This is a genomic window from Cohnella fermenti (assembly GCF_004801405.1).
Lineage (GTDB): Bacteria > Bacillota > Bacilli > Paenibacillales > Paenibacillaceae > Cohnella > Cohnella fermenti.
Genome location: NZ_SSOB01000035.1, coordinates 25366 through 41396 on the forward strand (window position 1 = coordinate 25366; position 16031 = coordinate 41396).

A 16031-nucleotide genomic window follows, 5' to 3' on the forward strand; every position below is an offset into this window, starting at 1 on the left:
TGTCCTCCGCTTACCAGTCGGCCACGGAGCCGTCATCGGCGTGGAACCAGCGCGGCGTATCCCAATCCCCGTCGTACAGCTTATCCTTGATCGCTTCCTCGTCGACCTCGATGCCGAGCCCCGGCGCCGTCGGCAGCTCCATGTAGCCATTCTTGACGACAAACGGCGTCTTCAGGTAGCCTTCGCCAAGCTCCGCGTGCTCCTGGGCCAGGAAGTTCGGCACGTTCGCCGACAACTGCAGGCTGGCCGCCAGATTGATCGGACCGAGCGGATTGTGCGGGGCGAAGCCCGCATAGTACAGCTCCGCCATCGCGGCGATTTTTTTGCCTTCGAGGATGCCGCCGCAATGGGCGAGATCCGGCTGGACGATGGCGACCGCCTGCTTCTCCAGCACCTCGCGGAACGCCCACTTCGTGAACAGCCGTTCGCCCGTGGCGAGCGGAGTCGTTGTCGAACGCGCGATCATCGCCAGCGCATCGACGTTCTCGGGCAGGCAAGGTTCTTCGATGAAGGCGAGCTGGAACCGCTCCAGCTCCTTTGCCAGACGGATGGCGAGAGCCGGACTGATGCGCCCGTGGAAGTCGACGCCCAGCTCGATGTCCGGTCCGATCGCATCGCGAATCGCTTCGATCCGCTCCACCTGCCGGGACACCCATGCCGGCGACTCCATCACGTGCGCCATCGCTTCGATGCCTGTCTTCAGCATCGTGAAGCCCTGCTCCTTCCACTGCCTGGCCAGTCTGGCCGATTCCTCCGGCGTGCTGCCGCCGACTCCCTTATACATGCGGATTCGCTCGCGCACGGCGCCGCCGAGCAGTTGATACACCGGCACGCCGAGCGACTTGCCGAGGATGTCCCACATCGCCTGCTCAAGACCGCTGATCGCGCTTGTCAGAATCGGGCCTCCCCGGTAGAACGTCCCCCGGTACATGGCCTGCCACAGATGTTCGATTCGCCGCGGGTCCTGACCGATCAGATGCGGTTCCAGTTCCTTGATCGCCATCTCGACCGTCCGCGAACGCCCTTCCACGATGGCTTCGCCCCAACCGGTCACCCCCTCGTCCGTCGACATTTTCAGGAAGGAGAATCTTGGAAGCAGGTGGAAAATTTCGATTCGCGTAATTCTCATAGGTCGTGATCCTCCATGGTTAGCTTATACAGCCTGTAGAGCAAAACAGCGGCTTGAGCGCGAGTCGACGTTGCCTGCGGCGCGAACCTGTTGTCCCCGTCCCCTTGAATCAATCCCGCTTGCCTCAACGCTTCGACGGCGTCGGACGCATACTTCGAGATAACCGCCTGATCCCGGAACGCGACCGGAACCGGCGCCGTTCCCAGATCGACTTCAAACGCGGCGGCCGCCCGGTAAATCATGACGGCCATGTCCTCTCGCGTGACCGGATCGTTTATCCCGAAGCCGCCGTCGGCTCTGCCGTTAACGATGCCAAGCTGCTCGGCAGCCGCAACGGCAGCATAGTACCATTCGCCTTGACGTACATCCGCGAAGGTTGCCGCGAATGCCGGATCGCCCTGTTCGAACGCGTTCATCAGCATCGCAAGGAATTCGGCCCTGGTCAGCGTCTTGCCGGGCAGGAACATTCCGTCGCCGACTCCCGATACGATCTCCCGCGCTGCCAGCGCTTCAATGCTTGCCTGCGCCCAAGGATATGTTCCGCTGTCGGCAAAGACGGCGTTCGCGTAACCGACGGCATATCGGCTGAAGTGCTTCGGCTTAAACCAAATTTGTTGCCTGGCCGAATTGTACATGCTGCTCTTGACAGGCGTAAGATTCCCGGCATCGTCCAGATCGTAGATCACGGCATTGTTCGGATTCTCTCCCGACCGCAGCGTGTAGGCGATGCCCGCCTTCATGTCGGCATCCGGCTTGAAGTCGTGGATGGGCTCGCCGTTCAGACTCAGATTGAAGTCGAATGTCTCGTGTTCGCCGAGCCTGGTCTGCACAGCGGGCGGGAGAGCTGACCGTTCCACCCTGGCGACGGAGAGTTGCAGATTGCCCGCGGCGTCTGCGGATGCAGAGTTCAGCAAGAGCGGACTAAACGAGACGGTGGCCATTCCCGTGTCAATCACGATAGCATCGATGCTGCCGCCGGCCTCCTTAATAAGACTAGCAGGAATATCGATTGTCGCCCGGCGAGTCCCTTCTCCGACTTGAACGTTCACATGAACCGTGCGATCGGATGCCTGTTCGATCGCTTGCCGGAATGCCGTCCCGCTTATGGCCACATGCACCGCGCCGTCGTTATCCGGTCGAGCCGTTGCGCGGATCGTATTCCCGTCGACCGACTGCTCCTGTTCGGACAACCCGTTCGACGAGCCGTTGCTCGTACCGTTGTCTGTGCCATTACCCGTGCCGTTGTCTGTTCCGTTATCTGTTCCGTTATCCGTTCCGTCGTCTGTTCCGTTATCCGTACCGTTATCCGGGCCGCTGTCTGTCCCATCATCCGTTCCGTTGTCCGTGCCTGGCAACTGCGCAAGCACAAGGTCCCCGAACAGATTGGGATTCTTGGATTCGCCTATGCCCGACATGTACTCGATCCAGCCGCGTCTTCCATGACCGTCATCGTCATTGATCAGCAGCGAGAAACCGAACAGATCGCCCGCCGCCGGAACAGTGCCGTCGGTCAACAATTCGCTCCAGGGAATCTTCACTTCATAATCGGTCGCTCCGGTCAGATCGTCGCGCACAATTCCCACCGATGCGGCAGGAATAAGTCCCCCCTGCTTCCCGGCCGCCGCCGTCCATCTCCAGACCTGCGGACCGCTGCCGGTCAGCGCCATGCCGATCTCATGATATCCCGAGCTGCCCGCACCGTTGATCCGGCCCAGGTCGAACGCGAATTGAATCGAGTCGCCCTTCCATATATCGGTATTGGCGTTCGTCTGCACATGAACATCGTCCTTTACGTTGACAGCCAAATAAAGATTGTTCGCATCCCACTTCAGATAGCCGACTCCGCTCAGATCGTCAAGGCCGAGCCATGTTTCCGTACCCGTAAACTTCACCTGCGAGGCGTCATTCAATGTGAACGGAATGCTGTCCGCCCATTCTTCCTCCCCGAGATTGCCATCTGCGGTGATGGTCGATTCGCTTGCCGCCGCTGCGAGGAAGCTCGTCGCTCTCGTATATTCCGTTACGAATCCGTTATCCAGTTCCAGCTTCAGCTTCATGTCGTACAGCTTCTGATCCGGCGTGCCGATCGGAACCGCCACGATTCGGCTTTGTCCGGCCTCCAGATCGCTGAATGCTGCGGGCTGAATTGCGGCAGCCCAGCCTTCATCGGGCTTCAGAACCGTAATCGTGCCGCTCAGGCTCTCCTCCGTCATATTGCTCACCTTCACCTGCAGCGTCCATTCTCCCTGATTGACCGCAGAAGGCTCCGGCGTCATACTGACCGTTGCCGGATCGGCTACTTGCACCTGGGCGAACAGCTCGGTTACTACGTTATTCTGCGAGACGATTGCAATCGGAACTTCGTAGAGCTTCTTCTCCGCTCCGGAAGGCACCGAGAACTGAACCTCCAGCGGACCGGTTCCGGCGGTGAAGTCGGTATCCGAGAGCAGCGTCCATCCTTCGGGGAGCTGAACCTGCAGCTCGCCCGCCAGCAATGCCGCATCCTCCGTCCGATTGATCGTGAGCGCGGCAGTGCGTCCGCCCATTACGCTGATCGCAGACTTGGCGAGCGCGAAGAGAGGAGTTCCGACATCGAACTGCGCGGCGGCGCCTTCAATATAGATCGGGCTGTCGGATACGGCTACCGTGAGAATCCCGTTGACCGCCTGATACGTCTTGGCATTGCCATACAGATCGCTCACGACATATTCGCCGTCCGGGGCGCCGCCGACATCGAGGCCGATCGTCTTGGATTCATACCTGTTCCAGACAACCCATACATCCTTGTTCAGATCACTGCGATGGAATCGGTACAGATTCAGGTTGGCGTCCGGCGTTGACTTCGAGACGAACGCGGAACCGATCAGCTTGTTCGTCATCGCATTGTGCGCCACGAAGCTCAGCTTCGCCGCGTACGGGGTCTGACTGTCGTATTGGTAACGAATCAGACCGAACTTGTCTTCCGCGTTCGTCACGTCCGCCCCATCGTCCTGCAGATCGTACCAGAGAATCTTCTCGACGATACCGGAAGCCAGCATGATGGCATACGACCGGACAAGATAATTCGCGCTATCTTGCTCCGTTACGCTGCCGACCGTCGGCCAACCGATCTCCGAGACCCAGAGCGGCTTGGATTCTCCCTCGTTATACTGCTTCATCAGATCGTCCACAGCCTGCAGATTGGCCGCCAACGACCCAGCTTCCGGGCCGTTCGGCCACGTATAGGGGTGAATCGACAGTTTGTCGAAGTAATCGTACGCTCCTGCGATCATCATGCCTCTGATCCAGTTCAAGTCGACACTGGCTACGCTCCCGCCCAGCACGACGGCATCCGAATTGGCCTGCTTGATGGCCGGGTAGACGGCTTGCAATAGCTTGGTGTAGTCCGCCGCCGTTTCCTTCGAGGCGCTTAGATTGGGCTCGTTCCAGATCTCGAAGTAGTTTACTTTGCCTTCATAATGTTCGACAATGGCCGTTGCGTAGGTGACAAAGGCGGCTATGCCTTCATCGGAAGTCGGGATGCCGCCGTTATCGTACAAGGGATTGCCCAGACCCAATACAAGCAACGGCTCGATACCGTTGGCGATCTCCTCGTCCACATAGGTATCCCAGCTTGCCGGGATGCTGATTTGTCCCTTCACGCTCTCCGCACGAGACCAGTGCACATCGTCGCGAACGATCCTCGCGCCAGCCAGCGCCGCTATCGGCACGTTCACTTCGGGAACGCCCTTGCCGAAGGCAAAATGAGTCTCTACACCGAACACGCTATCCGCCCGATTCTCAATAAGAGGCATCACCATGCTGAACGAGGCTGCCTTCGTCTCGTAGATCGACTGATCCGCGACGCTCGCCGCAACGGTGAGCGTGTACCCGCCATACTTAAGATCGCCCATCACCTCTTCCGCGATATTGTCGGAAGATTTGCCGGCTATCGTTCGTTGCAGCGTCTTCTCGTACACCGTCCTGCCTTGGGTGTCCTTCGCCTGAACGGTATAGTCGACAACGCTTTCTTGATCGAGCAGATTCACGGTTTGGATATCGAAGGCAACAGGATCGGATGGGGTAAAAATATTGCCGTCCTTGTCGCTGGAGATCCGAATCGTCAACGGAGCGTTCGCCTTATATCGATAGATATGCAGGAAGCTGTATTCGTCTTCCGACGAAGCGACCGCAGCGGTAATCGTCATGTCTGCCTCGATTGCGATCGGAGCCGTATATGCTTGCCTTGCCGCGGAAGCGCGCGGGTCGCTGCCGTCGGTCGTGTAATAGATGATTCCGTCCGGCACATCGGTCGTCAGTTGAACCGCGCTTCCCTTGGCGACGACGCCGGAGACGGGGTCCGCGGCAATGAGCGGAGCGGACGGCAAGACGATTCGCATGTTGTCCAGCTTGTACGTGACGCTGGAGCGGCCTTCCCACTTGCTCTGCGTAACATCCGCATAGAAGGAGATGCTGCCCATCGCCGTAATATCGGCGGCTTCGCCGTGGAAGGCCGTTGCCGGAATCGTAACCGTGCTCCACTGATTCGCCGGCAAGCTCGGCAGGAAGCTCTCATAGAACACCTTGCCTTGCTGATCCGACAACTTCAGAACGAGGAGCTCCTCCGCCCCCGCCGTCTGCGATTCGGGATAGACATCCAACAGGATGCCTTGAGCCGAGATCAGGTTAATGGTCGGATTGAACTTAGCCGTGTAATTCATCCATTGCCCGCCTGCGGTAACCTTGTTGTAGGTTACTCTGACGGCATGCTGACCCTCCGTCGAGTCGTTGTCTTGCTCGACTGTGATGCCCGTCTCCGCGATCCAGCCGTTCGTATCTTCAAATCCTTCGAGCAACAAAGCCTGCGCTTCCTCCATCGGGGGAGCAACCGCCTTGTACTTGTAAATATGCAGGAAGCTGTAACCGCCGCCCGACAGGGCAACCGCGGCGGTAATTGTCCTATCCGCGTCAATGGCAATTGGAGCCGCATACGCTTGCCTTGCTGCGGATGAGCGCGGATCGCTGCCGTCCATCGTATAATAGATAACTCCATCCGGCACATCGGTGGCCAGCTCTACCGCGCTTCCTTCGATTACGACGCCGGGAGCGGGATCGGCGGTCATGACCGGAGCCGATGGCAGAGCAATCCGCAAGTTATCCAGCTTGTACGTGACGCTGGAGCGGCCTTCCCAACTGGGTTCCTGAGCGTCGGTATCGGTATAGAACGAGATCGTTCTCACAGCCGTTGCATCCGCCCAGCCGTTGAAGGCCGACACTGGAATCGTAATCGTGTTCCACTGATTCGCCTGCAGCTTCGATATAAAGTGTTCGTACAGTCCCTGTCCGGCGCTGTCCGTCAGTTTGATGACGAGCACTTCATCATCGCCGGTCGTCTGGGACTCGGGCCATACATCCAGCAGAATCCCGCTTGACGTCGAGAGATTGATGGCGGGGTCCAGCGTCGTCGTGTAATTAATCCACCGTCCGCCAGCAGTTGCCCTGTCATAGGTCACGCGGGCGGAATGTTCGCCTTCCGTCGATGCGCCGACCTGCTCCGCCGTCACGCCCGCATCCGCGCCCCAGCCGCTCCAACTCTCGAACCCTTCGATCAGGAGTGTATCCGGCGTGTCGCTCGCGACGGAGGAAGTTAGCGTCATATTGTCGAGGATATAGGTGACGGTGTCGCGATCTCCCCATAACTCGCTGTCCCGGTTCAAATAAAATTCGATTCGGGCGAAGCTGCTCGCATCCGCGCCCGCGGACAGGTCGCCCGGATGCAGGGTCACTGTGTTCCACTGGTTAGCGGTTAGCTTGGGCATCCATTCATATAAGCTGCGATTCTGGCTATCGATGAGCTTCATGACGAGCAATTCCTGACTTCCATCCGTCTCGGAAGTCGGATAGATGTCCACGGACAGCGTCTCCATCGCGCTGAGATCGATGGCCACGTTCCTGCTGTATTGAATCCACTGGTTATCAGAATTGGAATCATAGGTCAGCTTGGCAGCCGCCAACCCTTGCGTCTTCGGGTCGGCCACGGCTTCGGCCGCAACTCCGGTGTGCGCCTCCCACCCGTCCGTGCTGTCGAAATCCAATATAACCTGGGATACCGAAGCGGCCGATGCCTTCGGCGGGCTTATTCCTGCAACCGAGACAAGCAGGCTGATGAGCATGAGGGCAATAATCGAGCGGTGCGGCCTCTGCAACAAATGAATCATATGCTAACCTCCATCAGAGTTAAGTTATCGTCCTGCCGAAGCGAGCTATCCTTTTACTCCCGAGTATGCGACGCCCTTCTCGATATACTTCTGGGAAGTGAGGAACACGGCCATCATCGGAAGCATGGAGATGAGCGAGCTGGCCATCACCATGTTCATCCTGACATCGCTGCGGCTCTGCAGATCGTTCAGCGCAACCGTAAACGTCCAGTTGGCCGGCAAATTGTTGACGACAAGCGGCCAGACGAATTCGTTCCAGACGGGGATGGATGTCATGACCGCCACGACGGTGAACACCGGTATCGACAGCGGCACGACGATTTGCGCGAATGTCCGCAGCTCCGAGGCTCCATCCACGCGCGCCGCCTGCATCAATTCGTGCGACAACTGGTCGAAGTAGCCTTTGAACAGGAAAATTACGATCCCCCATGCGCTATGCGGAAGGATGAGGGCGGCCAGCGTGTTGACGAGCCCTAAGTCCTTCATAAGCAAATAAAGCGGCAGCAGCAGCGAGATATCGGGAATCATGATCGTGGCGAGAAAAAACATGATCCAGACGAATTGCCAAGTACGGTTCGTAATGAGCTGGGATAAGGCATACCCCGCCAATCCTCCGAGGACCAGTTGGAGGGCCACGCTGGCCACAGTCACGACAAAGCTGTTCCAGAAGTAAGTAAAGAAGCCGAGTTCCCCCGCTACATCCTTCGCAATCAATTGTAGCGCCCGGTAGCTGTCAAACAGGCGCAGCCAGGAGTCGGATACCCGAATCGATGTCGCTTGGCCCTGCACAAAATCCGTCGAAGCGTAAAAATCGTGAAAACGTGCGCCAAGCGGATCTTCGTCGACGCGCGCCACCGTCGACGCCGCCTTCCCGGAAGTGCCGTGCCATTCGAAGGTGGACAACTTCTGTTCCCGGATGAGCGGCAGCTTGCGCGGGATCATCGTGTCGTTAAACAGCGTGGACGGGACGATCTGCGGTTGACCGACCAGGAACGAGGACGAGATCGTTCGCGCCTCGTACAAGACTTTGCCGTCCTTCACGCCGATAATCTTGACTTCGCCAATGCTCTCGCGAATGTTGGCCATCCAGGGAAACCAGGTCGCCGTCATCGCGTCCTGTTCGTAATACAAGGCGTCTTGCTCGCTCGCTCCGGAATAGTCCAACGTCACGTTGACGGACTGCGGCACGCTCGGCAGCCACTTCGGCGGATAAGCCAGAATGTCGGTTTCGTTCTTTAACGACGACACCGCCATCCAGAGAACCGGGATCAACGCCGAGACGACGAAGAAAAGGGTGACCGCATAAGCCGTTATCCGCAAAGAACGCTGCCCCTTCTCCTTGATCCGTTGAGTTGCCATACGCTTCAATCCTTTGCTACGGTTAATTTGTTTTGCACGATCGTGAGCAGCGCGATCATCACGAACATAAACACCGACATCGCGCCGGAGATGCCGAATCGGGATTGCTGGAACGCCGTGCTGACGACCAGCATCGACACCACCGTCGTGCTGCCGGCCGGCCCGCCCTGGGTCATGACGTAAATATTGTCGTAGGCCAGCAGCACGCCGGACATAAACGCAACGAATTGAATGATGATAATGAATCGGATATTCGGCAGCATCATCGTCCATAGCCGCCTCCAGGGACCTGCGCCGTCCATCTTTGCCGCTTCCAATATTTCCGTTGGAATCGCGCGAATCGCCGAGTAATAGAGCAGCAGCGAGATGCCGGAGCCTGCGAACAAGCTGGGCAGCACAATGGCCAGCTTCGTTATGCGCAGATCGTTAAGCCACAGATATGGCCCGAGTCCAACCTTCGACAGCCAATAGTTCAGCAAGCCGAAGTCGGGATTGTACATCCACTTCCAGACGAGGACTCCCGCAACGACCGGCATGATCGTCGGCAACTGATACATGAAGCGGAAGAACGCGTTGCCCTTGCGAACTTCGCTTAGCAGCAGCGCTTGCACGATGGGCACCCAGAAGGTCAGCGCCAAATACAACGCAAAGAAAATAAACGTATTCGACACCGCTTGCCAGAAGGTCGCGGAGCGAAGAAACTGCGAATAGTTGCTTAACCCGACAAACACGCCGGGCGGATTGACGATGCTGTATTGATAGAAGCTGATGTACACCATGCGCAGCAGCGGATAGTATTTGAACAGCAGGTAGCTGGCGATGGAGGGAAGCAGGAACAGAGCGGGCAACCAGTGGATACGAATCAGTCTTGTCATCGATTCTCAGCCCCATAGAGGAATGATCGGGATTCCCCTGGGCGAGGAATCCCGACGATTGCTATTTTTTAATTTCCGCGTTGTACGGGTCCGCAACTTCAGTCTGAGCCAGGTCTTGCGCCTTCTGCAGTTCTGTCTTCGGATCGGCATTCTCCGAGAGCAATACCTTCTGGACGGCCGGGACGACGTACGCGCTTAAGCGAGACTTCAGGAAGTATTCCAGATGCGTCTCCTTGGTTGCATCCTGGATGCTCTTCAGCAGATCGTCAGGCAGGCCGTCCACATACTGGGACACCTCGACATCTTTGCGAACCGTCAGCGGATTCGGGAAAATCCCGTTGTCCTTGGCATATTGGTAGTTCGCCTCGATCGTCTCCTTGGAGGAGAGGAACATGGCATATGTGAAGGCCGCTTGCTGCTTCTCCTTGTCGGCCTTCGGATTCAGAATCCAATAGGAGCCGCCGACCTGGGACGGCGATGTGCCGGACGGACCCGCAGGAAGCGCCGAGAAGCCGATGTCGTCAAGACTCATGCCCTTGGACGCAAAGTTGCCGATCCAGTCCGCGCCGCCTGGCGTCGATGCCGCGTGCCCGGTGTAGAAGTCCTTCTGGTTGTCATCGATGTTCTGCACGACATTCTTCTGCGTCACCTTGTACTTCCACTTCAGATCTTTGTAATACTGCAGCGCTTGCACGGCCGCATCCGAAGTGAACGTCAGCTTGACCGTTCCGTCGGACTGCTGCTCCGTCAGGTCTCCGCCCGCTTGCCACACATAATACTCGAAGAACCAGTCCGCCCAATCCATGCCCAGAATCGCGTACCCGTATTGATTTTTCGCATCGTTCGTCAATTGCTGCGCCGCCGCCCCGAAGGAGTCCCAATCCTTCAGCGCTTCCGCCGGGTTCAGCCCCGCCTCCGCGAACAGCTTCTTGTTATACAGCAGCCCTGTCACATACATATCTTTGGGAATGCCGTAAATTTTGCCGCCGATGGTGGCCGCGTTCAGCGAGGAAGGCAGGAAGTTATCCTTATCCGAGGAAGCGTTCCACAGATCGGTAATATCGGCGGGAATGCCCTGCGCGACATAGGTCTCCATATCCGGATAAGCGACGGTGACCACATCCGGCTGCTCGCCCCCGGCTACTGCGGTCATAAACTGCTCGCGTTCCTTCCCGCTCGTCTGCTGCACATGCGTCACTTTGATGTTCGGGTATTGCTCGGCGAACGCAGCCTGCCGCTGCTCAACGAACGCTTTGTCGGCAGAATCCGCGGCCGGTTTATCCCATGCGACGATCTCGACAACGGCTGCCGGCGACTCGGATGACGAATCGGCTGCGGACGGCGATGCAGACGGCGATGCGGATGGCGAGACAGACGATTGCGCCTCGTTGTTGCCGCCTCCGCACGCTGTAACGACGAGCGAGAGGATCAGCAGCGAGGAGGCTGCCGACATTTTCGATGTTGGATTCATGTTCAAGTACGTCCCCCTTGATTACGGTGTGGTTGCTTGCTCTTCTATCTTAGGGCGACCGGCGCGGCGGGATAAGCGAATAACTTAATGACGAACTATGAAAATCTTAAGACTCGTGCGGCGGATGCTCCCGGTACATCTTCGGCGTCATGCCGAACGTCTTGCGGAATACGCTGCCGAAGTACGCCGGATCGTCGTAGCCGACCCGCTCGGCGATCTGATGCACCTTCAGCCCCGTATGCCGCAGCAGCGCTGTCGCCTGCTTCATGCGGACAGCGGTCGCGTAGTCGACGAAGCTGACCCCGAACTTCTCCTTGAACCGGTTGGACAGGTAATTCGGGTGCAGGTAGAACTGCTGGGCGATGGATTGCAATGACAGCGCCTCGCCATAATGAACATCGATATAGCCGCGGATCGCCTCCATCATGTCGCGGTCGGCGAGCGTGCCGCTATGCGACAAATAACCGATCACGTTGTCGGTCAACCGCTTCAGCAGCTCCGCCGCGTCGCGCCATTCGCTCATCCGCTCCAGCGATTGCTCCACATCGTTCATCTCGCCAAGCGTCCATCTGACATCCTCCGTCCGCGTGAGCATAAATTCGTGATACAGCAGGAACAGATCTTGAACGAACCAGGCGAGCTGCACATACACCGATGCCGGGTCCTGTGCGACGGCGCCGATGCGCCGGTCGATCCAGCGATGCAGCTTGTCCGCTTCGCGGCGCTCCAGCCAGGCGGACACGAGCGTTCGGTCCTCGTCTCCGAGAATCGACTTGCGATTCGGCAGCCGCGCCTTGTCGTCGTAGAGGTAGTAACGTCCCGCGCCGTGCAGGACGGCGCCGCGCGCCGCCTGCTTCGCCTCGTGGTAAGCTTCGCCGATGCGCGGCAGGGAGCCGACGAGCGAACCGATGCCGGCAGTCGCCTGCAGCTTCAAGTAGCTGCGAATGCCGTACAGGATTCGCTCCAGCGCTTGTCCGACCGCGGCGCGGTCCTGCCCGGCCGACAATCCGGCCGCGTAGACGAATTCGCGGCGATGCAGCGAATGGTGAATAAGCACGCCGCGAATGCCGCCGACCTCGAACTGCTCGGTAACGATGTTCTTGATGGCGAACGACAGCAGCTCCTCTTCCCCAGCCAAGAACGACCCGTGCGGCAGGGAGAACGGCTCGAGCAGCAGCACGGCGGCGGTGAATCGCTCGCTCTGCGCCGCCAGCGCCTGCAGCCTCTCGTCGGCGATCGCGGCATCCTCTCCCTGAAGGAATTGCGTCAGCTCCTGCTGGCGCAACGCCTCGCGGCTCGATGCTTCAAGCGTCCGCAGCTCGCGGTAATACCGCTCCAGCGCTTGTCCGGCATCCTGCTTCCCCGCCAGCTCGGACAGCGTCTCGTACAGCTCCTGGTCTTCGAGCGGCTTCAGCAAGTAACGGCTCACGCCGTACCGGATCGCCTGCTGGGCATAGTCGAAGTTGTCGTAGCCGCTCACGATCACGAATTCCAGCGCCGGGGCGATTGCCCTCGCTTCGCTGATGAATGCAAGACCGCTCATGCCCGGCATCTCGATATCGGTCATCACCGCATCCGGCTGCAGAGCGCGCACCAGCTCAAGACCGGCAATTCCGTCGCCCGCTTCGCCCACAATCTCGATCGGCAGCCCTCCGCTGCGGATTTTGTGAATCAGGCCTTGGCGTATTATCGGCTCGTCTTCAAGCACGATCATTCTCATGCTCCGCTTCCTCCCCGTCGCTAACTGTCCCTAACGTTAATGTGAATGTCGTTCCCGTCGCCGGATTGCTCTCGAACGCAAGCCCCGCGCCCGTCCCGTACACCATCCGCACGCGAGATTGCACATTGCGCAGACCGATCGATTCGCGCGGCAAGCCGGATGCGCCTTCGCCCGACGCGCCCGCTTCCAGCCCCGACTTGTACCCGGCCTGAAGCAGCCCGCTCAGCCACTCCTGCCGCTCGGGATCGATCGGACAGCCGTTGTTCCACACTTGAATCTGAATGCCGCCCGCTTCGTTCATCGTCGCTTCGACCCGCACCGTTCCTCCCGATAGGCTGGGACGAATGCCATGCTGGATGCAGTTCTCGACCAGAGGCTGAATCAGCAGCTTCGGAATCCGGATGCTCTCGATGCCCGGCTCCACGTACACCGTATGATCGAGCCGCGCTTCGAAGCGCACCTGTTGGATATACAGGTACAAGCGGATCTGCTCCATCTCCTCCGCCAGCGTCGCCTGATCGCCGCCGCTGATGTTGTAGCGGAACATGCGGGCAAGCGACTGGCTGATCGCGGAGATGCGCCGATTCCCGTCCATGGTCGCCAGACTGTCGATGATGCCGAGCGTATTGTATAGAAAATGCGGATTGATCTGCGATTGCAGCGATTTGATCTCCATGTCCTTCTTGACCATCTCCGTCTCGTAGACTTTGAGGATCAATCGGTTGATCTCCGCGGCCATGCGGTTGAAGGAGGTGCTCAGATAACCAACCTCGTCCTGACTGCGAATCGGCAGATTGACGCCATAGTTGCCGTACTCGATCGCCTTGAGCCCGCGATTCAGCTCCTTCAGCGGAATCACGATGCGTCTGGCGATCACGCCGGCCAAGGCGATCGCCACCAGGAAGCACAGGCAGCCGAGAATCAACGTGCGCTTCGTAAAATCGTTGACCGGCTGCTGCAGCGATTGAACCGACGACCAGGAGACGAGCATCCAGCTCGTGCCCGGCAGCTTCTTGTAGGCGACAAGCGCCAAGCCTTCGCTCGCTTCGCCGCCTATTCGCGCTCGGGAATAGAAGTAGCCAGCAGTCGCGCTCCCGTGTACGTCCGCGATCTCGGAGTCGTCCAGCATCGGCTGATTGATCATGGCTTGCTGCTCCGAATAAACGACATTGCCGTTCTCCCAATCGATAATATAGAATTGGCTCGTCCCGCCGCCCGCCGCCTCGCCAAGCCATTGCTGCAGGAAGGAATAGGACAGTTCGTACGTCATGACGCCGATGATCGGGCCCGGAGAGTAAGACGAAATATTGCGCACCGCCTGTACAAACGTAAGCGTGTTGACCATCGTCCCGGATTGACGATCGTACGTCTGGCTCGACTGCCACGCCCCCTTGCCGTTCTCCTCGCTCGCCAGCCCCTCCAGGCGTTCCCTCTCCTCCTGAGAGGTGATCGCCGTCGACGATCCCGCCCTCAAGCTGAACCCGTCAAGCTGACTCACGACGATCTCGGTGACGATCGGATTGTCTTGCGCGAACTGATTGAACTTGCCGGTGTAGTCGCTATAAGCGACGGGGTCGCTTCCCAGCCCAAGCACAAACCCCTGAAAATCCTTGTCTCCGAAGTAGCTCCAGGCAAAATTCCGCACATTGTTCAAATACAAGCCCAGCGTATCCGCCGATTGCTGCGTCAGCCGTTCCGTCGTCTCGATCGACTGCCGCCTCAAATCCCCCGCGGTACGAGAATAAAAGTTCGCGACGAGAACCGTAATCGTCAGGAAAATAATAAAAAAGAACGATAGCAGTATTTTACGATAAATGGAACGTTGGACGTAACGACGCAGAGCAGTCCATATTGTTAACGCTTTCATTTCGATTCACCCTGACCTGCCTAGAAGATTTCGGAGCTTGGTCCTATTATATCAACATTGGTTGCCGCCTCCAGTATGAATATCTTCATGGATATGTATGAAAATATGAACATGGCTAGGGACAGAAACTGCGGCTTGGCTCGTCCAATACAGAGAACCGCCAGGGAAAGTCGCCCCTGGCGGTTCTTTGCAGTTGGGATGGCAGGTGAAGCTCCGCCCCATCCGAACGGTTCGTGTGATTCGCTCGACGGCATCCAGCAGCTCGGCGTCGTCCGACGCTGCAGTTATCGCGATTTATACGGAAGCGGACGACGCCGGGGCCGTCGATTCGCGCAGGACGAAGTCGCCGGCGAGCAGGATCTTCTCCTTCGGGCTGTCGGGGTGCTCGATGCGCCAGAGCAGCGTCTCGACCGCGCGCTGGCCGAGCGCCTCCTTGTTGACGTGCACGGTGCTGAGCGTCGGCTTGCAGAGCGCGGCGTCGTCGATATTGTCGAAGCCCGTGACCGTGCACTGCCCGGGAATGTCGACGCCGAGCTTCATCAGCGCCGTCATGACGCACAGGGCGATCGAGTCGTTCGCGCAGACGAACGAGGTCGGCAGCCCGTCCGCCGCAAGCCGGCGCTGCAGGATCGCTTCGACCGTCTCGGTAATCTCCGAGCGGTTCTCGCCTTCGAACGAGAGCAGCTCCGGCCACTGGTGCAGCTCGACCTGCATCTCCTCCATCATCGAACGATAGCCGAGCCAACGGTCGGAGAAGCTCTTCGAGTAGCGGATGTTGCCGACGAACTGCAGCTTCTCATGGCCGTTGCCGAGCAAATAATTCGTCACCCGCCGCATGCATTCGAAGTTGTTCATGAAGAGGGAGTCCGACGGAATAAGCGGGTCCTCGTGATCGACCATCACGAACGGGATGCCGAGGTTGCGGATCTCGAGCAGCAGTTGGTTGGAGATAAGCCCGACGCCGATCAGCCCGAGCACGCCGTCCGGGTTGATCAGCTTGGCGAAGTTGTCGGTAATATGCTCGGTCACGATCATGATGCCGATCTGATGCTGCTCAAGGCCGCTCGTAATGCCGTCGATAATTCTCCCCCAATAGAAGGAGTGGCGATTCTGATAACGGACGTTCGGAATAAGGACGATAATCGTGTCCCGCTGCGCCTTCGCGGAAGCCTGTGCGGCAGGACGGGCGCCGGCGGGACGAGCTTTCTTCTGCACGAAGTAGCCGAGCTGGGTAGCGGCGCCGATAATTCGCTCCCTCGTGTCCGCGCTGACGCCGGATTTGCCGGCGAGCGCCTTGGATACGGCGAACTTCGATACTCCGACATGGTCCGCTATTTGCTGCATGGTTACTTTTCTGGACATAGAATAAGCCGACCTTCCCTCGCAGTGCGAATGGCGATAACAAATTATCTG

8 protein-coding genes are annotated in these 16031 nt (G+C 58.5%); all 8 read right to left on the bottom strand.

The window, feature by feature from the left end:
* Positions 1–10: 10 nt before the first annotated feature.
* Positions 11–1129 (bottom strand): galactonate dehydratase, encoded by a 1119-nt coding sequence (gene dgoD / locus E6C55_RS23150; RefSeq protein ID WP_136372196.1) that lies wholly within the window; start codon positions 1127–1129, stop codon positions 11–13.
* Entirely contained in the window at positions 1126–7326 is a 6201-nt protein-coding gene (locus tag E6C55_RS23155; protein ID WP_136372197.1) for an S-layer homology domain-containing protein, read from the bottom strand. The genes dgoD and E6C55_RS23155 overlap by 4 nt, the downstream gene beginning before the upstream one ends.
* A gap of 45 nt (positions 7327–7371) precedes the next feature.
* A complete protein-coding gene (locus E6C55_RS23160) occupies positions 7372–8685 on the bottom strand; it encodes a carbohydrate ABC transporter permease (RefSeq protein WP_136372198.1) in 1314 nt (437 codons plus the stop codon).
* A gap of 5 nt (positions 8686–8690) precedes the next feature.
* Positions 8691–9560 (bottom strand): carbohydrate ABC transporter permease, encoded by an 870-nt coding sequence (locus E6C55_RS23165; RefSeq protein WP_136372199.1) that lies wholly within the window; start codon positions 9558–9560, stop codon positions 8691–8693.
* A gap of 61 nt (positions 9561–9621) precedes the next feature.
* Entirely contained in the window at positions 9622–11031 is a 1410-nt protein-coding gene (locus E6C55_RS23170) for an extracellular solute-binding protein (RefSeq protein WP_136372200.1), read from the bottom strand.
* A gap of 106 nt (positions 11032–11137) precedes the next feature.
* On the bottom strand, positions 11138–12751 hold the full coding sequence (locus E6C55_RS23175) for a helix-turn-helix domain-containing protein (RefSeq protein ID WP_136372201.1): 1614 nt from the start codon (positions 12749–12751) through the stop codon (positions 11138–11140).
* Positions 12732–14618, bottom strand: a complete 1887-nt coding sequence (locus E6C55_RS23180) for a cache domain-containing sensor histidine kinase (protein WP_136372202.1) — start codon at positions 14616–14618, stop codon at positions 12732–12734. Before E6C55_RS23180 ends, E6C55_RS23175 begins: the two co-directional genes overlap by 20 nt.
* Before the next feature lie 294 nt (positions 14619–14912).
* Positions 14913–15980 carry a LacI family DNA-binding transcriptional regulator gene (locus tag E6C55_RS23185; RefSeq protein ID WP_136372203.1) on the bottom strand — a complete coding sequence of 356 codons (1068 nt, stop codon included), beginning with the start codon at positions 15978–15980 and terminating at the stop codon, positions 14913–14915.
* Positions 15981–16031 lie beyond the last annotated feature (51 nt).